The organism is Pantoea ananatis LMG 2665 (assembly GCF_000710035.2).
Taxonomy (GTDB): domain Bacteria; phylum Pseudomonadota; class Gammaproteobacteria; order Enterobacterales; family Enterobacteriaceae; genus Pantoea; species Pantoea ananatis.
On record NZ_JMJJ01000004.1, the window covers coordinates 223,056 to 244,596 of the forward strand.

Below are 21,541 nucleotides of genomic sequence, written 5' to 3' on the forward strand. Positions count from 1 at the left end.
ACCCGGCAGGATAGCGTAAAAGTTCCGTTAATCGGGGCGTTCAGCAGCGAAAACCGGTCGCAGCCCCATGTTCTGGCCTTGTCGCACGCGTTTAATCCTGAGAACACCTTTCCGAATATTCCCGCTTCCCTGATAAACGAACCACGACAGTTATTCACGCAGGCAACATCGTTATGTCTGATAGCTGAAAATGAACATATGCAGATTACAGCGGCGCTGTTTTTGAGCGAATACGCTGGCTCCTTGCATCAGAACTGTGCAATACAACGCGGTTTTAGTCTCAGATCGGGTGCAGGCTGGCGTGGCGCTTACCCTTATCTCTGGCCTGTTAATTGCAGTGCTGATGGGGTGAAGTCACCTTAAAACAATGCGAAAGGAGTTGGACGAATGTCGGTAAGCCGTTTATATGTTGCCCGTATGGGGTTGTCTGTAATAATCACGGGGTTATCGTGCTCGACGGCGGCCTTTGGGGCAAACGTACCCAATGGTGTGACATTGGCTCCCGTGCAGGAGATCGTGCGGGGCAATGGAGCCGAGCCTGCTACCCTGGATGTTGATAAAGCTGAAACCAACGATGCCTTTTCAGTTATTAACGACCTGTTTGAAGGGCTGGTGCGGACTGATCCAGAGGGCAAAGTCATACCGGGACTGGCTGCTTCGTGGGAAACGGCAGACAACAAAGTCTGGACCTTTCATCTTCGTCCTGACCTGACATGGTCAGACGGATCGCCGCTGACAGCTGAAGATGTTGTCTTCAGTTGGCGTCGTCTGACCGATCCCAAAACGGCATCGCCTTATGCATCCTTTGCTAACTATGCGCATATCCTTAACGCTGATGCGGTGACGGGCGGTAAAAGCCCGCCTGACAGCCTGGGCGTTAAAGCCTTAGACGCGCACACCGTGCAGGTTACTCTGGATCAGCCGGTGTCCTATTTTTTGCAGTTTGTTGCCCATCCTTCCCTGTTTCCGGTCAGCGAAAATAACGTTAAAAAGTTTGGTGAGGCCTGGACCCGGCCGGGCAACATGGTCAGCAGCGGTGCCTATAAACTGGATCAGTGGGTAGTTAATGAAAAAATCACGCTGAACCGTAACGATCGCTATTGGGATAACGCGCATACCCTAATTAATCGCGTAACGTTTTTACCGATTAATGATGTTTCTGCCGAGCTTAACCGCTACCTGGCCGGCGGCATTACCATTACGGACAGCATTCCCGCCATTGATTTCCCTCGAATGAAAAAAGAGCGGCCCAAAGAAGTACACAGCACCTCAATTTATAGCGTGTTCTATTTCCAGATAAATACGCACAAGGCACCCTTTACCGATGTCCGCGTGCGTCAGGCGCTGGACCTGGCGCTGGATAAAGGCATCATCGCCGATAAGGTTATCGGCATGGGACAGAAACCGGCTTATACCGTTGTGCCATTATCAATGGGGGACGTCAAACTGTCTCCGCCTGACTGGGCTGGCTGGACGCAGGCGCAGCGCATCAAAAAAGCTCAGGCGTTACTCAGCGAAGCCGGTTTTTCAGCCAGCCATCCTCTGAGTTTTACCCTGCTCTACAACACCAATCAGGATAACCAACGTATCGCGATTGCCGCTGCTTCCATGTGGGGTAAAACGTTAGGTGCGAAGGTCACGCTGCAAAATCAGGAATGGAAAACCATGCTAGATACCATGCATCAGAGGCAATATGATCTGGTGCGCTACACCTGGATTGGTGACTACAGTGAGCCCTCTACTTTTTTAAATACCTTCCGCAGTGGCGACAGTCAGAATAGCTCAGGTTATGCCAGCACAGCGTTTGATGCGGCAGTAAAAGCCGCGGGAATGGATACCGATCCAAACGCCGTAACCCAGGATTACCAGAAAGCCAGCGACATTATTGCAAAAGATGCGCCGGTTATTCCGGTGTTTTATGGCGCGCTTAATCAGATGGTTAACCCAAAAGTCGGCGGTTATGCCCCATCGCATCTGCGGTTTTATTACACCAAGGACCTTTATCTTGTTAAATAAAACGCCCGGCGGTACGTTTCTGACGTAACCGAACTGCTGAGTGCTGTTTGCTCGCTGGGGCCAGCTTTTGGCCCCAGCGAGCCTGGTGACATCCCCCGCCTTTTCTGTCAGCGTCGTAAAACGTCCTTTCATACGCAGTCAAAACTGTTCTCTGACACAGCAAACTCGAAAGATTGAAACTCGCTTGCAAAAGGTAACGACTGGAAATGTTCTTCTGTTTTAAAACGGCACAAGGAAATGGGATGTTAAGCGCAGAGGGGAATCAGTTACCCGATTAGCCTTGAATTAACCGCACTCACAAAACATCTGTTACATGGCGCCTTGCCCGGTAATATCCATACGTCATTATTGAAGGTATAAAAATGGAAAACCCATTTTTTAAGAAACAGATCGTTGAATCATCCGGCGCTGAGTGCGGTGAAACCCTGTCCCCGTTGGCACTGTTGCTTCGCCGGAACCTGGTTTCACTCGTTGTTGGGACAATAACCGTCATTTATTTCGTTCAAAGCCATCCGCTTCACGTGCGCCCGTCAGCCGCCAGGCAGGCCGCGCAGCCACAACCTGTGGCCTTCAGTGCGCCTGCAGGCGGCACAGTTAAGCAGGGGCAGAACAGCCAGGGCCAGCCCGCGCTGACCGCCGCTTCGCTTGAACTTGCCTCTGCCCAGACCCGGTTAGCTGCGGAAAAAATTCGGCTCGTCAGTGCGCAGTTGAAGCTTGAGCAGAGCAGTCTGCTGCAGGATATCGATCACACCCAGCAGCTTGCTCTGCAACAGGTCAGCGACAGCCGCTTCCAGCAGGCCATGCTGAATGGTCAACTTGAGCAACTGGCGGACCAGATTAAAATTGAATCGGCGCAAATGAGTATGGCTCAGAAGCTGGTCAACACCTGGCGACCGCTGTTAGCAAAGGGATACATCTCCACGCTTCAGTTTGAGCAGGAGCAATCGACGGTATGGGGCTATGAAAGCCAGTACCGTGCGCTGTTACAGCAACAGTATGGTGCCCGCCAGCAGTTAAACGTTTTGAACGACCAACAGCTTCAAATACCGCTAGCCACATCTGTAAAGCTTAACGTCCTGCGTCGTCAGCTGGCGCAGGTGGATGAGAACCTGTCACAAAATGAAACTATCCTGCAGCAGGCGCTCTATATGCCTTCTGACGGTTCAGTGAAATCTGTTATCGCGAAGGCTGACAACAGGATGACAGGGGAGCAATCGAGTCAGGCTGGTGAAGCCAGCAGTCAGCAAACCGCGACCACCAGATTGATATCCGATAAGCCAGTAGCCGGCATGCACAGAGACAACCCTGGCGGAGCGCATTTTCAGACCATAAATGCCCAGTCTGCTAATTGCTTCAACAGTGGGCATCATTCGGTATCAGCGCATAATGTGTAACCCATCAGGCTGGTGGCTGAAGCGTGAGGGGGGAGAGGTATTTACAACATCAACCGCAGCAGGATAGAGTCATTTCTCCTCTTCTTTCAGGCGAAGTGCAAAATGCCAGATTACTGTTTCTATCAAAAAGGTCAGCACACCGTCGTGCTGGAAAGACATGATGCGGACGGTGGTTCTCAGTTAGAAGATAAGGGCTATAAAAAGCAATTCGAAGAGGTGAGTGCAACTGACAAGCATCGGGCACTTAACCGGTTTGCTGATATTCGTCGAAGCAATCAAAAAGATCATCACGACTTCTTCTCGGGCGCGATCGCTATGCCACTGATGGGCGTGCTTACCGCCATTGCTGTTTTTCTGTTACGGAAAAAGTAGCCCGCCTGCGGATATCCGCAGGCGACGGGGCACAACGCCTGGTTAAAAAAGGCCAGGCTCAAACCCGACAGCGATAAGAAACCAACCTGTTAATTATCTGCTTTGTGCCCATGATGGCTTCATAAAACGCATTCGGATGTCTTTTTTGCCTGTTCTGTATTAAAGCCAGCCCGCTGTCCTGATTTTCCATCGCTCCTGCTGCCTGATAACGGTCACAATCATGCTTTATGCTGTGGTTCGGCAGTCACAAAGAGCGTTCCTGAAGCACGTCATCATATCGCCTGGTTATCCCAGCTTAGAGAGTAATCGCCTCAGGAAAGCCATCTCGAGCGCGCGGGAGCCTGAATCATGTCAGAAGTGCTGGAGCAGAAAGGATGGATAGAAAATGCCATCGGTGAAAAATTTAACGCCAAAGGTGAGGTACTGCCATTCAGAGGCAATACGCTGATTTGTCATCTCGAACAGGACAGTGAAATCGTCCGTGTGACTGGCGAAATGGTTGATGCAATGAAAGCCGCAGGGCTGGGGCGGTGTTACGCATTTCTGCCGCAGTCAAGCTACCATATGACGGTGTTTAACGGTGCCAATGACCGGGCACGGCACTATCCGGCCTGGCCACAAGACCTGAATCTTGATGCGTCGATGGAAGAGTGCGACCGGCTGTTCGCGGCGAAGCTGGCAAATTTCAGGCTCATGCCCTCGTTACCTTTGCAGATGCGCATTGGGGCTATTGCCTTAAAACGTGGCGTCTCGCTGTCGCTGGCGCCGTTGGACAGGGCGGAAGAGCGCAAAATACGGTCGCTCAGAGATGCGCTCAGCCGCACGCTTAACTGCAAACGAAATAATCATGATGTCTACGAATTTCATGTCAGTGTCTCTTATCTCATCAATAAACCGAACGATGAGGAGTTGCGCCTGCTGCAAATTTTAAGAGCCGGATATCTGGAAAAGCTGATGCGGGTTGCGCCGGTGATGACGCTGGGTGCGCCTGAGTTTTGTACCTTCAGGGATATGTCTCGGTATACGCCGTTGTTAAGGCTGGAATAGCCAAAATTTCTGTTGCGTATTAACGGGCACACCTGAATGCCTCGTATTAACACGGAAATTGAAAAATTATAAATAAAAATTTTTAACTAGGGGGATTAAAACGAATGTATAAAAATAATGCCGCGAACCGCCCTGGAAAGACGGTCCGCGGGATTCGTTAATTTGAAACTTTATCCGCTTGTATGGTCGCACTACCTGTATTATCAACGCAGTTGTCATCTGTCACAAATGCCATAAACGTTGCGGTTGTTGGGACGTTGACGGTAATAGGTGTACTACCAACAGTGGTCCCCCAGCGAGCATTGCCTAAACCGCCCTGTAAATAGACTGAACTAATTTGGCAGCCGTCGCTCAGCGAACCATTTGCACAACTCATGCTATTCGAAAGCAGGGACACAGTATAGGTGCCGGGTTGCAACTGAAACTGTAATGCAGTACCCGCCTGTACCCTGACGTTACTTAATGGTGGATAGATGCAATGATCTTTTGCATTGATTGTGAATGAAGCAGCCTGACTACCAAAAGAAAATAGTGATAATAATAATAAGGTGTTAATTTGGGTTTTCATTCAGAGTATCCTTGTTTCATATTCAGATAAATTTATGGAATCAGTGCTGCTTTCCATTCTCGGGAATGACTGTCGCTGAACTATTTTTAAGGTAAACATTTCTGTTACTCCCTTCCGATCGTCAGGGGGTAAGCGTTACTTTAAGGATGTCTGACTGAAAATGTGAGTCACCATTGCTTACTCATCTTTCACCAGGATGAATACCTGATGTGACTTAACGTTGTTGCGATTGATGCACAAGAGTGAGGCGGTAGCACAGCGAAAACAGGAATAACGAAACGGGTAAAAGGGATGTCGTTCAACATCCAGGCCCCTTGAAATTTCTGTAACAGTTAAACAGGCTCAATAGCCTGTGTACCAAACCGCCTTGATTTAACATCAACCTTATTGGCAATGAAAATGCGTCCCAACCTGTAAATAGCGGGTAAAGGCTTCATGCAAAGCCTCTGCGCAGGATGCGTGGTTAAAGGCTACGTGATGCTCGAAGCCGTTACGGCAAATCCACGCCAGCAAGCGTTCCAGCTGCGGCACTTCAATGACCGCACGACAGCCAACGGTATCTAGCGGATCGTTCACGGCGACGCCTTCACCCACATAGGCTTTAATTTCTCCCCTCAGATCGTCTGAGCTCAGTCGGAAGAAGGTGATGTTGCCAGTTTTACTTCTGCCATGAACGGCACCGCAGGTATTTTCGTTGCCGACGCGATGACCAATAATATTGGCGGTGCCCATTGTGGCGTCCTCCAGAGAGGCTGTGGCAAAGTTGCCACAGTGAAACAGCACACATTTGTCTGGATCGTCGCCGTAGTTATTATTCCAGTCGGCAATGGAGGCCGGACTCAGGCTGCAACTGGCAAGGGCATACATGGATAATGCGCCCATCACATCGACTTCACAGGCGCAGGGCAGTAACTGACCGGACATCACGCTCATCACAGAGCACGCGTTAATACCGAGCGTTTCCTGCAATGAGGTCCAGCACTGGATGGCGGTGGCATCAATGTCTTCAGCTATAACCCATTCAGCGATGACCACGAACAACTTTGCCATGAGGGTGATTTTATCTGAAGCCATCGTGCTGACATGCGCATTATCCAGCAGCAGGCGGCGCTTCTCATCGACACGAATATCGCTGTCGCCTAACCGTTTCATTCTGCTGAACACCTCTGATAAATCCAGGGTTTCCACGGCGATGCCCAGCCTTTCAAGTAATTTTTCACTGTAGCGAACGGTATTAAAACCAGCAGGACGCGCACCAATTGCGCCCACTCGCGCGCCGCGCATGCTGCTGACCACCCGGCAAACCTGCTTAAACCGGCTTATATCCCGGGCAAAAGATTCACCCGCTAAGTCACTCACGTGCTGGGTGGTTAAGGTGAAGGGAATGTCATATTGACGCAGGTTATTACACAGGGAGATTTTGCCGCAAAAACTGTCTCGCCGACTGGCGAGATGCATCTTGTCCAGGCGGTCTGGCTGGGCCTGAATTAACACAGGAACATTAAGTCCGGAAAGACGTAATGCTTCTGAAACGGCTTTTTCATCGCCAAAATTGGGAAGCAATACCACCACGCCATGAATATCGTCACGACGAGCGCGTAACCATGCTGCACATATTTTGGCTTCTGCACGTGTTTCAACGCCACCGTAGCGGGTCTGGGTTTCATCGAGCATTACCGGATTGATATCGTGCTGAATAAACACCTCAATAATCTGCTCGCGCGCCTCATTGACGACGTATCCGGGGAAGAACCCCCGGTTAGCGATAATAACGGCCATGGTTAATTGATGTGGTATTCTTGACATGATTTTTCTCCGGTATGCATAGGATTATTATGGGTATTTTGATGTTTTAAAATTTCATCATTGTTAATGATGTTGTTTATTTCGTTCTGGCTTTTACAGATGGTGTGATCTGTGCAAACCATTCAAGTGGACGCTTTTCTTATCGGGTGATTTTGATTTTATTAATTCATTCTCACATTATTCGTGATGCCTGTTTTTGTCTATTTTTGTTTTTTAAATGGATTCTATGCCGCAAATAAGGCGTGGTTTTTGGCAGTTACTCTTATCTTTGATAGCATTTTTAGTTGTTGGTGGTTAGAGATGTGAAGAGATGTTTTATCGAGGTGCGTTAATTAATCAACTTAAATATTGATGTATTTTTGAAGGTGTAATTTGTTTTTTTATTGAACTAAGTTCACAAAAGAAACTTAATGCAGTTTGTTTCTGTTCCCTGTTTTTATATGGTTGGCGTCCTTTATTAATGCGGGAGGATGCTGGAATGGAATTACATAAACCATTAAAAGTGAGTTTTCGCGAAAAATTTTGTTACGGGCTTGGGGATACCTCAGCCAATATCTTCATGGGCATGACCATGATGTTTTTGTCGATATATTACACCGATGTATTCAAGCTCAGCCCTGCAGTAATGGGAACCTTATTTCTGATTACGCGCTTAATTGATGCGATAAGCGATCCATTAATCGGCGTGGTGGCCGATCGCACGCGTTCTCGACATGGCCGTTACCGCCCCTGGCTATTATGGTTCGCTGTGCCTTATGGGCTTAGCTGCGCCGCCGTTTTCCTTTCACCCGAGTTGGGTGAAACCGGACGGATCATTTATGCCTACACCACCTATATCATGCTGGTTATGGCGTTCAGCCTGGTGGCGGTGCCCTATGTCTCTCTGCTGGGAGCCATTTCAGCAGACAGTGACGAGAGGATACAGATAAACACGATTCGCTTTCCGTTAGCCAAGGTCTCTTACTTAATTTGTTCTTTACTGGTCCCCATGTTGATTGCGCTTTTTGATAATGAGGTGATGGGTTATCGGGTTGTGATGTGCGGTATTGGCCTGCTCTCAACGCTATTGGTTTTAATTTGCTATTACAATACTCAGGAACGCGTTTCAGCGGGGGATGTACAGACGCTCAGCGTCGGCAACCAGATACGGCTGATGTTGAAAAACGATCAGGCTTTAATCATTTTTGCTGCACAGCTGGTGGTGATGATTATGAATACGCTTAAGTTTGGTGCGGCGGCGTATTTTGTAAAATATGTGCTTAACTTGCCTGTTTCATTTCTGAGTGTTTTGCTTACCGCAGGTTCAATTGCCGGAATTATCGCCCCCTTGATTACCGGATATGTCCTTAAAACCGGACGGGTAAAACGGATTCCATTACTGATCTGGAGTCAGATCGCGGGGGGACTTATTACGTTAATCATTGGTTTTACCTCTGCCGAAGCCGTCTGGGTACATGCGGGGCTGTTTGTCACGGCGACACTGGTTGTTGAACTTATCGCCGTAATTATTTGGGCAACCGTCGCGGATGTGGCTGACTACGGCTTTTATAAATATGGCGTCCGAATAAACGGCATGATTGGCGGCGGCATGTTGTTTGCCACAAAAGCCGGAATGGCGATCGGTGGGGCAATTATTGGTTATGTCTTAGCATGGTACGGATATAACCCCGATTTCATGACCACGGCTTCAGAAAATCAACTTTCTGCGTTTAACCTCCTTTATGTCTGGCTCCCCGCATCCTGCATGTTTATCACCGCCGGAATATTTTCACGTTACAAACTGGATGAAAAAACCTGCCAGTCATTTATCAATGAAAAAGCGTTCTGATATCAGGAGTGGTAGATGAAAAAATTAACGGTTCGTGACAGAAGTTTTTATCAGGAGGATCGCCCCTTTTTCTATACGGCCTGTACTGCCTGGGAGCTGTTTCACAAACTGACGCTGACAGAGGCAGAAGCGTATTTAACAAATCGGGCAAAAAAAGGCTTTAATGTGATTCAGGCCGTTGCCCTGTGTGAGCTTGACGGTTTACAGACGCCGACTTACGAAGGCGGACATCTGCCCTTTAAGGATTTAACGTCTCTGATCCCCAATGAAGCCTATTTTGATCATCTGAGGCGAGTCACCGACATCGCCAACTCGCGAGATCTCTATATCGCCCTGGTGCCGATGTGGGGGTCACACTGGAGTGTGAACAACAGTTGGGGAGCGGCCAAAACGCCCTTATTTAACGCAGAAAACGTTCAGGCATTCTGTCGGTATCTCAGTGACAAGCTGCAAGGCACGGGCATCATATGGATGATCGGCGGTGATCGTGCAGTGCAAACCCCGGAACAAGGCCAGTTGATGGAAAATATGGCCCAAGGGTTGCGACAGGGCGGCAGTGGCGATGCGCTGTTGACTGTGCACTCGCAGGGCGGGCGAAGCACGCTGGACATGCTGGGCGATCGGCCCTGGCATGATTTTATCGTCTGGCAATCGGGACATATGGGTGAGGCTTATCCGTCGTGGCGCGCCATTGAAATGGATTACCAGCGTCAGAGCAAGCCGGTTCTCGATGCTGAACCCTGCTATGAAGCCCATCCGATCATGTGTCAGCATCAGTTCCGTCGTGCACAGGAGGCCAGCCGCTTTACCGATCGTGAGGTGCGTCGCAGCAGCTACTGGTCAGTCTTTGCGGGGGGTGCGGGCATTACCTATGGTTGCTACAGTCTCTGGCAGATGCGCCGACCGGAAGATGACGCCGTGGCGATACCTGAAAGCGCAGCGAGTACTTATCAGGGCGATACCATTCCGTACTGGTTTGATGCGCTTGACTATCCCGGCGCCTTTGCCATTGGCATCCTGCGACGGTTTATTGAATCCCTGCCTGACTGGCATCTACGGGTTCCCGATCGGTCTTTGCTTATCAACCCTAATCCCAGCGATCAACGCCACTGTGGTGTGATGCGCGATCACCAGCAGCGCTGGATAGCGGTATATATTCCGCAACAGCAAAATATCACCCTGGATATCAGCGCCTTTGCCGCAACGGGATTCGAAACAGGATGGTTTGATCCCCGCTATGGCATCATGAACTGGCTGAGCAATGATATGTCGGAGACCTTCTTCCTTAACATCGACCCACCCGCCAGCGGAAATGACTGGATACTCGTGTTGAGAGCAAATTCCTGATAAGGCGAACTGTGTTACTGTCCGCTCAGAAGCGCAGAGCGGGCAGAGGGTCGTGAATGGATTACAAGAAGCAGATATTGAATATTCTGCACAGCGAATGCGAGTCACGGGCAGAGATGACGCGCCGCCTGGGTGTGACGAAGGCCTACGTGACAAAATTGACGTCGCAGCTGCTGGAAGAGCGGGTTATTGAGGAGCGGGACGTAAAGGACAGTGCGTTTGGCCGACCTCAACAGTTGCTGGCGGCAACGCCGGGCCAGTTTTTCAGCGTCAATATTACGCTTCGCAAAGGCCAGCTCCAGGCGATGCTAAACGACTTCAATACGCAAGTGCCCGCGCTGGCGCACCACAGGATCTCCTTGCCTACCCTGCTAACGCCACAACGCCTGGTTGCCTTTATCGCCACCAGCGTTGCGGCGTTATGCCTGTCAGGCAATGTCCGTCAGCAGCAGGTCAACGTAATAAGCGTGGCGTTGCAGGGCGGCATCGAGCATTTCACCGGCGTCGTACGTTATTGCCCGTTGTTCAGTGAGACGAACGTGGCGCTTAAAAAACGGATTGAAGACGCGATGTGTATCAGCACACAGATTTTTAATATTGCGTTCTGCACCACCTTTCAGCTGGCTCAGCGCTTACCTTACTCATCGTGGGTGGCGTTTATGCCTGGGTTTGGCAGCCTGGGCTATGGGCAATGTATTCACGGCGAGCCGGTACTGGGTGAGAACGGATTTTATCCGGAGATAGTGCATTTACCTTATGAGGGCGGTATCGAGCAGGCGTTTGCTGTCGATCCGGATAACCAGCCCGCAACGGTTCTAGCCACCGCCAGAGCGCTCTGTTTTGCTATCTGCTGCACCGCACCGATTCACAATATCAGACACGTGATTGTCACCGGTGAGCTGTTTGAAGACTATGGCGACGAGGTGCTGCCACTGGCGCAGGCGATACTCGCAGCGAATGCAGACACGCATATCAGCGGCATCCGCATTAAACATGATCAAACTGGTTATCACTATGGCGTCAAAGGGTTGGTGCAACTGAGTTCTGACGCCATCACAGAGCATATTCTGCCTTAATCACGTGCCGGAATCAGGTAGCTGATGCCAGAGCCGGACGACGAGATGCGCTGTCGCCCAGTCGTTTCAGCGTTAACAAGACAGCGGCATCGCGTTGCCCTAGGGTTCAAAATACGCCAGGCGCTTTCGGGGACGTGAAGGTGATTCCACAAGCGTACTGGCGATGGCGGCACCGATCTCGGCACACACCGTGAGTCCCTGCACAAACGGCTGGTCATGCATTAAATAGGGCAGGGCGGCCAGGGCAATGCGTCCACGGGCAGATTCAGGAGACAGCAAAGTATAATCGTCACCCACATCGGGAATCTCATCGCCGCAGCGCTGGATCTGCTGTTTCAGTGTTGCAAAGGGCAGATCGCGGGTCTTAAGAGCCTTTTGCCCTCGCGCATCAATAAACACGTCGAACGTTCGCTGTAGCCCCTCAGTCGTGATCAGCGTTTTCTGCTGTTGCCTTCGCAGTTCATACTCTTCGCCAAGGGCAAGGATGCTGATGATTCCGGCCTCTCGTAAGGCCAGCAGTCGACGGATGGATTGAGAAGGAATCGCCGCGTAGTTATCAATAAACACTTTAGCGAGGCCACCTGAAAAGCGTTTACTGTCGCTTTCGTTAAGGAAGGGAACGATTGTCTCAACCACCTCGTGCAGCCGCAAAAGGGTATAGCGCCAGGGCACGGTGCGCCTGTCGCGTTTGTTGCGTTCGACTTCATTCAAGTTAGCGCTGGCCCAGTGGAAAGGATCCTGTTTATGTCGGTTGGCAAACCAGGCTTCTGCAAGGCTGTCGGCATTGAGTGCTTTCAGATCAATCGTTTTGCTCCACGCGGGCGCAGCCTCCTCCAACTCCTCAACCATCAGTGCAAATACGCGATCGAGTAATCCGTCAGCGCCTGCCTCAATCGCGTTATCGATGGCATTTTGGGTAACGACGCTCAGTGGCTCATAGGGAATCGGGCAGTAGAAATCGGCTTCTGGCAGAATGCCCGATCGTGACATTAATACGATCTTCAGGGCTTCGTGGCCTTTGTCCAGTGTGAAGGCGATCGCGTCGTCGTCGCTTTCCTGAAAGTCACCATGCTGGATCGCCACGGCCATTGCGGCATCAATGCCACTCAGGGAGGTGCCCATAATACCCACGTGACATGCCGCTATTTTCGCTTCCATCAGACCGGACCAGGGGCTGGGGAAGTAGGTGCGGGTGGCGGCGCTGTCGTCTGGCCAGACATGGCCTGTGGCGATAACGACCTGATCAAATATTGCTGGGGCAGTATCGCCCTGCGTCCAGAGTTTTACGCCAGCATCGGTGGCCTCAAGATCGGTGACCTGACAGCGCTCATGTATTTTTACCTCGAAACCCTGTGCCGTTGCGCGGGACACCAGCGCTAAAAACCGATCGCGGAAATACTCGCCAAGCAGGATACGCGGCAGAAACTGACGGATATGCAGAGAGGCAGGATCGACGTGATATCGCCTGAGATGACTGTCGCTCTGGGCGCGTAGCCAGTCAATATAGGTCATAAATACAGGCGGGATTTCAATACTGGCAATGTTTGCCAGCATCATCCGGGAATTCTCTTCATCGTTATAGGGCATGCCAACACCGGCCTCATCACCCTGTTCGTAAACGGAAACGGACATCGGTACATGATGACCCAGAAGCGCATAAAACGTGTAGATACCGGTTGGCCCAGCGCCGACGATCGCGATCTTTTTCATCACTGTTCGCACCTTATTATTGTTATGGGGGACGGTTGTAAGGCGTGTTTTGATCTCGCCGCAGGACAGGCAAAGCCTCAATACAGGTTTTTCCTTTCAGCCAGTATGATCAAGTTTACTCGAGTATTGCAGAACTGCGCGGAAGGGGAGCTGAGTGGAACGCCATCACAACAAATGCAGATTGTCCTGGTAGTGCGGTCGGGCGACTGGTCTGCCTGAACAGGTTCATTCAGGCCGGTTTCTGTCATGGTACCCAAACGTAAAAACCGGACATCTGAGGTAATGGGCTGACGTGGAATATTATGCGAACATTCAGAACTGGTATTTTATCCCCAGCGTGCCCTGTGTATCGCTAAAGCCATTATCGCCGAGTTGTTGAGCAACGTTGCCCCACAGTTGCAGGCGAGCGTTGATCTGACCTTCGACGCCAAGTTTCAGTTCACCCACATCGCGCGCGCCTGTGATCGCATTGCTGATACCATTCATCATGACACTGTCGTTATGGGTGTTATGGATCCAGTTGGCCTCAATAAACGGCTGGAAAGTGCGATCTTTGCCCTCATCACTGATGTGATTTCCCTGCTGATAAAACTTCATGCCCAAACGGGTCTGCAGATTTCCGTTGGTGTTGTTGACAACCTGTGTGCCGTTATTTTCGATGTGATCGTCAGCCTGCACGTCCATCCAGGTAAGCTGTATCTTTGGCTGTAGCCAGTAACGCGTGCGGCCATCGCGGCTCTCTCCTGTCTGAAAGGTGTAGCCCGTTTCAAGGGCAGCGGTGATCCCATCAGCATGATATTTTTCCGTCGCCAGATTTTGCCCGGTAACCTGATTATCGAACCAGTTGTACAGCATCCATGCATCGACATAGGCCCCGGTTTTCTCTTTCTGGTTAGCGTACCAGGTGCCGTACAGGCCTACGCTGTAACCGTTAATGTCTCCACGTGAGGTATAGCCATTCGCTTTAGAATGCGTGCGGCTCTGGTTATTGGCGTAGCCGGTCATCAGGCCAAGGTGCCAGCGATCCAGTCCATTGCGGCTCCACTGTGCGATATCGCCGCCGAGCTGCATCACGTAACGATTACTTTGGGTATGGAGTTTGCCGGAAGCATCTCTGAAGCGGTTATGCCCACCGATATGGCGCATCCACAGGCTCGTGACTTTTTGTTCGCCCGTTAACCTGTCGGTGTATTGTGTTTCACCCAGGCGGTCGTGGAGGCGGGTATGGAACAGCGTGTTGGCCGCACGGGCATTTGCCAGATAGCTGCCAAATTCGGGACGGTACGCTTTTTCGCTGGCAAGAAACCAGTTGCTGTCTTTTTTAACTACATCGTAATCATAGGCCCCGGCGACGATTCGGCCTGATTTTGCAAAGGTACCGGCGGAATCACCTTTAACCGTGACAATTTCAATGCCCTTATCGGTCAGTGCTCCCTGTCCGCCCAGATTATTGATACTGACCCAGGTATGGCCGGCCGTATCGCCATTGACGATCAGTCGGTCAGCAGTGCCATTGTCACCTTCGAGAACGCTATTCAGGACCAGGTTGCCGTTATCCCCTGAATAATCACCCTCAATGGTTAACCTGTTGTCACTGTTTCGCTCAATGCCCAGATCGAGGGAGCCTGCATTATTTACCTTACCCGCAAGAGTGACATCCCGGACCGCAGAAGAAACGTTAACCCTTCCCCCTGATGCGATAGTGATCTGATCTGCATTGAGATCGCCGGAAAGGGTTAACGTCGCATTGCGGGTCTGCGCTGCGTTGCCAACATTAATGATATTCCAGTTCAGAATGGCGACATCGCCTGCTGCCCCCTCAGAAAAAGAAGAACCCGTCAGTGACTGATTGATATTGAGGGTAGTGATACTGTCCTCAGGATCATCGTCATCGTTTCCATTTATCACTGTCAGGCCGCTTACATCTGAACCCTGATTGAGATTCAGGGTGTTATTCCCATTTCCCAACAGAATCTGTCCGGAAACTTTGGCGCCGTTATTCAGGTTTACCGTTGCATCAGAATGAGTAGACCTGATTGCAATACCTGAGGCGGCTGAAATATCCGCACCCTGGTTCAGGTTGATGGTAGTTTTTCCGTCATTACCTCTAAAATCTGTATTGATACCGGCGACGCTACCGCCAATAACCTCACCCGATATATTCACAGTCGTGGCGCCCGTTTCGCGGTTTAAGATATCTATGCCTGACTGAGTACCTGAAATTTTTCCCTGAATCTGAGTGAAGGCGATATCGCCGCCGTCCATGGTCGAGACGCTGACACCGGAGCCATTTTCACCCACGATTTCACCGCGGGTGGTAACGGAAGTATCGCCGCGACTGTGATTGTTCGCGTAGATACCATGCTCACCGCCGGTTATTTTGCCGCCAGATTGCACAATGGACAGATTGTTTGCGCTCTCAGCATTGTCGACGTAAATGCCTGAACCGTTAGTGCCTGTGACGTTACCTGCTGTCAGGATGGTGGTATCACCGATTCCGTGGTTGAAGGCATAGATACCGTAATGGCCCCCGGTGATGCTGCCATCTGACTGCATCACCAGGATGTCTTGTGCCGAAGCATGATTATCGACAAAAACGCCCGCGTATTCACCTGAGACATCACTGGTTGTGATGATGGACGTGTTTCCGGTACCTTGGTTAGATGCCTGAATACCGTTAAATCTGCCGGTTATTTTTCCGCCAGACTGCATGATGGAGAGGTTTTTTGCCGTGCTGCCATTCAGGGCATTAATACCGTTATTCGATTCTCCCTTCACCTCGCCGGATACCGCGATAAACGTATCGGCCGTTCCCATATACTGCGTTTGGATGCCATTCTGTTCCCCTGATATTGTGCCTGCTTCCTGAATAAGGGTGATTGCGCCTGCCTCGTAGGACGTAATGATTTCAATACCATCGGCTCTTTTCGCCACCACAGTGCCGGAAATGTTAGGCGTGGTGTCGCCCGTACCGGTATTTTCAATATTTATCCCTGAACCATCGGCTACGATAATGCCGCCTTCCTGCTGCGTAATGGTCAGGGATGAACCCGTGACGGATAAGCCATATCCGCTATCGGTATTAATGTAAGACGTCCCGTCCAGCACGACGTCGAGGACATCGCCTGTCAGGTTTTGTGTGTCATGATCGGCGCCACTACAGGTGTATTTGTTCCCTTCTTGGCTACAGACCGCCTCTGCAGGGGCATTCATTAATCCAAACGTACTCATCACCGTAGCGATAACAAACTTACGCGTTGTTCTGCTCATTGTTATTTATTCATCCATTTATTTCATCGATGTTTTTCTTAGCGTAATGGGGTTGTTAAATGTTCAGAAGATCGCTTTTCATCAGGCAGGAACATTCTTTTTAAGCATTCTGTTAAAATAATTATTTTTAATGTTAATATTTTAAATAACGCATCCGTTAACTTATGAATTAACATTAAGGATTAACGCTTTATTCTTAATGATAATTATTATTAAATTAATGTGACGTCATTTTTATACACCTGGTGGTGTGGCTGACTGAATGTTTTAATCTGCTCGAAATTAGGTTAATTAAATGTATAGAAATATTCCTTAATCCTGAGCGGAGCGTGAAAGTTATTTTGCAGAGATGCTGACCATTTAAAAATAGTTAATATCGATCGGTACGGCGTTCCTGATAGGTCGAGGCTATTGCACATAATTAATTGATCGATACGTCCTGTTTATTCGTAAGAGAAGCTCACGTTTGAATACAAGGCGATAGAGAAGAGACAACAGGTATCTTCTGTTGATGTCGATAGAAATGAAGAAATTAAGTGCGTGGCGTTTGGCAGGTTTTAATCGGCTGCTTAATTATTTAGATTATCAGTAAATGCAATAATAATATTTTCGTCGGGGTAATGTTTGATAAGAACGTGAAGGAAGACTTCATTAATGAGAGATGGATCACGAATATCTGGGATGACAGACGCGTCATTTGTGGTGGTCGATAAAATATTTTTCAGTCTGGACAGGAAAAATCTTAAATCTGCTCCCTTATGGTTGAGGGTGAAATGTTAATATAATAATCAAATTAAGAACGGTAATGAAACACCACCGTGCGGGACTTTTGCTGCCAGGGGGATAAATAACGGCGGCATCCAGAGGATAATAACCGTGCTTAGCGGCCGTCATTTGCCGGCGCTGTACAGTCATTTTGCGAGTCTGGTGGAAAGTTAAATCAGATTTACGCAAACACAAAGTGAAAAAACCGGCTCAGAGCCGGATTTTTATTTAAGCCTGTGGCTGGCCTACAGGGCCTTTACCTAACGGGCCGCCTGGAACAGATTGCCCGCTTGGCGCATGTGGACGACCATCATTGCCCACAGCACCGCTGTCCTGCTGGCAACCCGACATCATTAAAAGGCTGGAAACAATCATTAAACCGCTCAAAATGCTTTTCATGTCTTTCCCTCGTGATGAATACACTATAAAACAGCTCGCCTGATAAGCCTGGTCGGTATTTCTGCTAAGTCAATGTTGGTGGGAAAAAGTAAGCCATATCATCAGGTTGACGGTAGTGAATCCAGACTGTGCAATGTAATGCCGGGAAACTGTTGTGCTGACCTTTGGCTAAGACGGCAGAGAACATATCCAGCCTTGTAATCCGAAGCCACGATGACAGACAGATCTGTAAAGAGCGATCATCCGGATGTGCAACCCGAGAAAAGAACCAGGGCGATACCAACGACGCAACAATTGATGAAACCCACGTACCTGAATGGGCTGATAAACAGCCGCGTTACGCGAAGTATGAAATGGACTTTCATTTCTTGTTTCGTGAAAGTGCTGCATTCATGTGTTCATCTGGCTATGCTACCGACATGATGTTTAACGATATCTCAGGAGAGAAGATGACGGCGGCCGCTTATTTTGACGCTCTCTACGCGCAGCGTAACAGGGAAACCCAGCAATGCTGGCGGCAAGAAACAGCGAGTGCACATCAGCAAGCAGACAAGTTTTTCTATCCTGCCGGGCTTCACGCCCTGACCAGTGGCATTCAGCCCGTCCTGAATCCGCAAATTCAGTCACTCCTTGCCGATCTTCGTGGCTTAACTCAGGGGGATCCGCTGGCAGACGTCATGCGGGCCGAACATTTTCACGTTACCTTCCTGCCCGTCACGCCAGCGCGCTATCAAAGCCCGCAGCAGCTCCCGGCTTTAGCGGGCCTGAGGGATGCCTTTCGCCAGAACGTGACCGACTCGTCACTCAGGGTTGACGCATTACGGCTGGTGGCGCTTCCCGATCAACTGCTACTGGCAGGTATTCCTGAAGGCCACGCCGTAGCGCAAAGAGCATCATGCTGGAATGCGCTGCTGTCACTGGAAGAGTGGCGGGATTTGCTTCTGCAAAGACATGGTGGAAAAACAACGCCACCGGAATACTGGCACACCACGTTGCTACGTTATCGTTCAACAAGCCTGCCCGACACGCTCAAATCGTATTTTACCGACAATATGCACCGAAGATATGGGGCTATTTCGGGCGACATCAGGCTGGTATTTGCGGTTTATAACTGGGCTTATCCAGAAACGATAACAGTTTAATCCGGAAGGATCCCATGATGAACAGGGATTCTTGCGCATCGCCAGGCGGTGCGGAAATGTGGCCGTTATTAATCGTAGTCACCGTTCTCGTAATGGGGCGAATAACGATCATCAAGTATTTCCTGGATAGCCATCAAACCCAGGATAAGAATCAAATTAATAAAGAACAGTAATAATAAAATGATGCTGGTCATTGCCTGTTTCCTGTCGTCACTTTTCCTTGAGGATGAACGCTCCAAACACGGCAGACAGGGAAAGTGACTGTTAAAAAATGATGTAAAAGGAAAGGGCGCGCATTGGGTCGAACAAGAACGTGTTAAAAAAACGGTATTTCGTCGTTGTCACCCTCAGGTAATAAATTGATGCGCTTTGCTGTGCAGTATTGTATTGCCTAAATGAGCAGCAAGAAGCATCGATAACCAGAAAAGTAAATTACGATATTTCATCGCGTGTGCGGTGAGCGTGGTTAACAAGAATACGGGTACATAGCGGCTATTTATTCTTATACGATGCATCATATCGTCAGCGCGGCACCGTGACGGTCAGGTCTTCTGGCGACGCTTCATGCAAGACTGGCGCGATGATGGCTTAGGTTAATTACCCGCCGGGTTTGGATGGTTCCACGGGTCAGCGGTCACCATCGGGCTTTTTACACATTATCGCCAAAAAAAGCGTGTTGAAATATCAGGTCATAAAACGATAAATGCGCCCTCCCTCATTCAGTGAGATCTGCATCACACTTAGAGTGGGATCAGTAAAATCGTCCATATCCTGACCTCATTTGCCCTCATCGCCCGCTATCGCTACTTTATATGCTGCATGGACACGACATGTTGTATGAGCGGAGCTTAATGATGTCTCATGTAAATACTTTCACTATTCAAAGCGAACATAAGCAAAAAGTTCGTCGTATGAACCTGTTCATCTCAGTTTCAGCCGCGCTAGCCGGGCTGCTGTTTGGACTGGATATTGGCGTGATTTCCGGTGCGCTACCTTTTCTGACTCATCATTTTAGCCTGAGCAGCCATGAGCAGGAGTGGGTGGTCAGCATCATGATGCTGGGTGCCGCGCTAGGGGCGCTATGTAATGGCTGGGTATCGCATCGGCTTGGCCGAAAATACAGCCTGATGGCGGGCGCCGTGTTGTTTGCTATCGGATCGCTCGGTTCCGCAGGCGCAACCAGCGTTGAAATGCTGTTGATCTTTCGTCTGCTGCTGGGCCTGGCCGTTGGCGTGGCATCCTATACCGCGCCGCTTTATTTATCTGAAATGGCCACTGAAAACGTGCGTGGCAAAATGATAAGCCTGTATCAGCTGATGATTACCCTGGGCATCGTAATGGCCTTTATATCGGATACTGCTTTTAGCTACAGCGGTAACTGGCGGGCCATGCTGGGGGTTCTGGCCATTCCCGCCGTTGTACTTTTTATTATGGTCATTTTCCTACCGAACAGTCCACGCTGGCTGGCGGCTAAGGGGATGCATATTGAGGCGGAGGAAGTGCTGCGCATGCTGCGCGATACATCGGAAAAAGCCCGCCAGGAACTCAATGAGATTCGGGAAAGTCTGCGCATGAAGCAGGGCGGTTTTTCGCTTTTCAAAAGCAATAAAAATGTCAGGCGTGCGGTCTTTATGGGCATGTTATTGCAGGGCATGCAGCAGTTTACCGGGATGAATATCATCATGTATTACGCGCCGCAGATTTTTAAAATGGCGGGCTTTAAAAGCACTCAGGAGCAGATGATCGCCACCGTTATCGTTGGCCTGACCTTTATGTTTGCCACCTTTATTGCCGTTTTTACCGTAGACAAAGCGGGCAGAAAACCCATCCTGAAAATTGGCTTCTCGGTGATGGCCTTTGCCACTCTGGTATTAGGTTACTGCCTGATGAAAGCAGGGCAGGGAAATATCAGCAGCAGCCTGTCCTGGGTTTCTGTCGGCATGACCATGTTATGTATTGGTGGATACGCAATGAGTGCAGCACCCGTCGTCTGGATCCTGTGTTCTGAAATCCAGCCGCTAAAATGCCGTGACTTTGGTATTACCTGTTCCACCACGACGAACTGGGTGGCGAACATGATTATCGGTGCGACCTTCCTTTCACTCTTGGGCAGCATCGGCGCAGCCGGAACCTTCTGGCTGTATACCGGGTTTAACCTGGTGTTTATTGTCATTACTGTGTACCTGGTGCCGGAAACCAAGAATGTGACGCTGGAACGGATTGAGAGGAATTTGATGGCGGGTGAGAAGTTGCGGGATTTGGGGCGATAATTACTTTCATGACAGTATCCAACTATGCATTTCCTTAATTAATTCAGGACAGGTAATGGCCGCTGAGTTTTAGACTGTTACCTGTCAAAGCGTTACACGGCATGAGCATTTATATATGCTCCATACAGTTGTTAAACACGCATCTTTAAGTGATAAGTCATTTCGTTTACGCTTAACCTTCCATCTTTTATATAGGATATGATTCGATACACGGAATTCTGAGCTTATCGCAAATATTAAATAATGATATCCAGAATGATGGAAGATATTTTCTCCCTTCAAAACAGCGATGACGTACGTCTCGTGTCATTGTTCGAACTTAATCTCGTCATTAAATCACGTGTAATGTTGCTATTGTTAATGAGCTTGCTTTCTTGATGTTAACTAATGTTACAAGATTGTTTTAGGTTAACTAACTATTAATTAAATCTTTTTTTGTGATATTCAATCTACTTTTTGTGGTTAAACGATATTTTAGTCTGTTTTGTGAATTTTTATTGGTTCATTATTCTTTTTGTGTTTTTTGAGAGA

The 21,541-nt window shown here is 49.4% G+C and carries 15 protein-coding genes; 9 read left to right on the plus strand and 6 right to left on the minus strand.

Annotation, left to right across the window (positions count from 1 at the left end; genetic code table 11):
• The first annotated feature begins 387 nt into the window (after nt 1-387).
• The 4 genes from EL29_RS02855 (at nt 388) to EL29_RS02870 (ending at nt 4,829) form a co-directional block, all read left to right on the plus strand.
• Entirely contained in the window at nt 388-2,016 is a 1,629-nt protein-coding gene (locus EL29_RS02855; RefSeq protein WP_028714917.1) for an ABC transporter substrate-binding protein, read from the plus strand.
• Nucleotides 2,017-2,378: 362 nt separating this feature from the next.
• Nucleotides 2,379-3,410 carry an HlyD family secretion protein gene (locus EL29_RS02860; protein WP_028714918.1) on the plus strand — a complete coding sequence of 344 codons (1,032 nt, stop codon included), beginning with the start codon at nt 2,379-2,381 and terminating at the stop codon, nt 3,408-3,410.
• A gap of 102 nt (nt 3,411-3,512) precedes the next feature.
• The gene (locus EL29_RS02865) at nt 3,513-3,782 is read left to right on the plus strand and encodes a hypothetical protein (RefSeq protein ID WP_019105965.1); all 270 of its coding nucleotides are present in this window, start codon (nt 3,513-3,515) and stop codon (nt 3,780-3,782) included.
• 348 nt (nt 3,783-4,130) lie between these two features.
• A complete protein-coding gene (locus EL29_RS02870) occupies nt 4,131-4,829 on the plus strand; it encodes a DUF1868 domain-containing protein (RefSeq protein ID WP_028714919.1) in 699 nt (232 codons plus the stop codon).
• A 157-nt stretch (nt 4,830-4,986) separates the two neighbouring features.
• Here EL29_RS02870 and EL29_RS02875 read toward each other — a convergent pair whose 3' ends face one another.
• Both EL29_RS02875 and EL29_RS02880 read right to left on the minus strand, forming a co-directional pair.
• Entirely contained in the window at nt 4,987-5,397 is a 411-nt protein-coding gene (locus EL29_RS02875) for a hypothetical protein (RefSeq protein WP_071999612.1), read from the minus strand.
• A gap of 384 nt (nt 5,398-5,781) precedes the next feature.
• Nucleotides 5,782-7,203, minus strand: coding sequence for an L-fucose/L-arabinose isomerase family protein (locus EL29_RS02880; protein WP_028714920.1), 1,422 nt, complete (start codon nt 7,201-7,203; stop codon nt 5,782-5,784).
• 478 nt (nt 7,204-7,681) lie between these two features.
• Here EL29_RS02880 and EL29_RS02885 point away from each other — a divergent pair, with 478 nt between their 5' ends.
• From EL29_RS02885 to EL29_RS02895, 3 genes are read left to right on the plus strand one after another with little or no spacing between them, the layout of a single operon-like run.
• Nucleotides 7,682-9,031: an MFS transporter gene (locus tag EL29_RS02885; protein ID WP_015700790.1), complete on the plus strand. Its 1,350-nt coding sequence runs from the start codon at nt 7,682-7,684 to the stop codon at nt 9,029-9,031.
• Nucleotides 9,032-9,046: 15 nt separating this feature from the next.
• Nucleotides 9,047-10,378, plus strand: a complete 1,332-nt coding sequence (locus EL29_RS02890; protein WP_028714921.1) for a glycoside hydrolase family 140 protein — start codon at nt 9,047-9,049, stop codon at nt 10,376-10,378.
• Nucleotides 10,379-10,434: 56 nt separating this feature from the next.
• On the plus strand, nt 10,435-11,454 hold the full coding sequence (locus EL29_RS02895) for a hypothetical protein (RefSeq protein WP_028714922.1): 1,020 nt from the start codon (nt 10,435-10,437) through the stop codon (nt 11,452-11,454).
• Between the two features lie 99 nt (nt 11,455-11,553).
• Here the strand turns inward: EL29_RS02895 and EL29_RS02900 are convergent, their stop codons facing one another.
• From EL29_RS02900 to EL29_RS02910, 3 genes are all read right to left on the minus strand, one after another.
• Complete coding sequence (locus EL29_RS02900; protein ID WP_028714923.1) at nt 11,554-13,164, minus strand: FAD-NAD(P)-binding protein; 1,611 nt, start codon at nt 13,162-13,164, stop codon at nt 11,554-11,556.
• Between the two features lie 312 nt (nt 13,165-13,476).
• A complete protein-coding gene (locus tag EL29_RS02905) occupies nt 13,477-16,434 on the minus strand; it encodes an autotransporter outer membrane beta-barrel domain-containing protein (protein WP_028714924.1) in 2,958 nt (985 codons plus the stop codon).
• A 993-nt stretch (nt 16,435-17,427) separates the two neighbouring features.
• Nucleotides 17,428-17,598 (minus strand): hypothetical protein, encoded by a 171-nt coding sequence (locus EL29_RS02910; protein ID WP_028714925.1) that lies wholly within the window; start codon nt 17,596-17,598, stop codon nt 17,428-17,430.
• A 449-nt stretch (nt 17,599-18,047) separates the two neighbouring features.
• On the opposite strand from EL29_RS02910, the gene EL29_RS02915 reads away from it, so the two are divergent.
• Nucleotides 18,048-18,740, plus strand: a complete 693-nt coding sequence (locus tag EL29_RS02915) for a hypothetical protein (RefSeq protein WP_242640087.1) — start codon at nt 18,048-18,050, stop codon at nt 18,738-18,740.
• 68 nt (nt 18,741-18,808) lie between these two features.
• On the opposite strand, the gene EL29_RS23270 is transcribed toward EL29_RS02915, so the two are convergent.
• Nucleotides 18,809-18,934: a hypothetical protein gene (locus EL29_RS23270; RefSeq protein ID WP_015700783.1), complete on the minus strand. Its 126-nt coding sequence runs from the start codon at nt 18,932-18,934 to the stop codon at nt 18,809-18,811.
• Nucleotides 18,935-19,591: 657 nt separating this feature from the next.
• Between EL29_RS23270 and EL29_RS02920 the strand changes: the two genes are divergently transcribed.
• On the plus strand, nt 19,592-21,010 hold the full coding sequence (locus EL29_RS02920; protein WP_014606335.1) for a sugar porter family MFS transporter: 1,419 nt from the start codon (nt 19,592-19,594) through the stop codon (nt 21,008-21,010).
• Nucleotides 21,011-21,541 lie beyond the last annotated feature (531 nt).

Excerpts from the sequence above, each read along its gene's own strand:
- EL29_RS02855 (WP_028714917.1), top strand. The coding sequence starts at position 388 with ATGTCGGTAAGCCGTTTATATGTTGCCCGTATGGGGTTGTCTGTAATA.
- EL29_RS02860 (WP_028714918.1), top strand. The coding sequence starts at position 2,379 with ATGGAAAACCCATTTTTTAAGAAACAGATCGTTGAATCATCCGGCGCT.
- EL29_RS02865 (WP_019105965.1), top strand. The coding sequence starts at position 3,513 with ATGCCAGATTACTGTTTCTATCAAAAAGGTCAGCACACCGTCGTGCTG.
- EL29_RS02870 (WP_028714919.1), top strand. The coding sequence starts at position 4,131 with ATGTCAGAAGTGCTGGAGCAGAAAGGATGGATAGAAAATGCCATCGGT.
- EL29_RS02875 (WP_071999612.1), bottom strand. The coding sequence starts at position 5,397 with ATGAAAACCCAAATTAACACCTTATTATTATTATCACTATTTTCTTTT.
- EL29_RS02880 (WP_028714920.1), bottom strand. The coding sequence starts at position 7,203 with ATGTCAAGAATACCACATCAATTAACCATGGCCGTTATTATCGCTAAC.
- EL29_RS02885 (WP_015700790.1), top strand. The coding sequence starts at position 7,682 with ATGGAATTACATAAACCATTAAAAGTGAGTTTTCGCGAAAAATTTTGT.
- EL29_RS02890 (WP_028714921.1), top strand. The coding sequence starts at position 9,047 with ATGAAAAAATTAACGGTTCGTGACAGAAGTTTTTATCAGGAGGATCGC.
- EL29_RS02895 (WP_028714922.1), top strand. The coding sequence starts at position 10,435 with ATGGATTACAAGAAGCAGATATTGAATATTCTGCACAGCGAATGCGAG.
- EL29_RS02900 (WP_028714923.1), bottom strand. The coding sequence starts at position 13,164 with ATGAAAAAGATCGCGATCGTCGGCGCTGGGCCAACCGGTATCTACACG.
- EL29_RS02905 (WP_028714924.1), bottom strand. The coding sequence starts at position 16,434 with ATGAGCAGAACAACGCGTAAGTTTGTTATCGCTACGGTGATGAGTACG.
- EL29_RS02910 (WP_028714925.1), bottom strand. The coding sequence starts at position 17,598 with ATGAAAAGCATTTTGAGCGGTTTAATGATTGTTTCCAGCCTTTTAATG.
- EL29_RS02915 (WP_242640087.1), top strand. The coding sequence starts at position 18,048 with ATGACGGCGGCCGCTTATTTTGACGCTCTCTACGCGCAGCGTAACAGG.
- EL29_RS23270 (WP_015700783.1), bottom strand. The coding sequence starts at position 18,934 with ATGACCAGCATCATTTTATTATTACTGTTCTTTATTAATTTGATTCTT.
- EL29_RS02920 (WP_014606335.1), top strand. The coding sequence starts at position 19,592 with ATGATGTCTCATGTAAATACTTTCACTATTCAAAGCGAACATAAGCAA.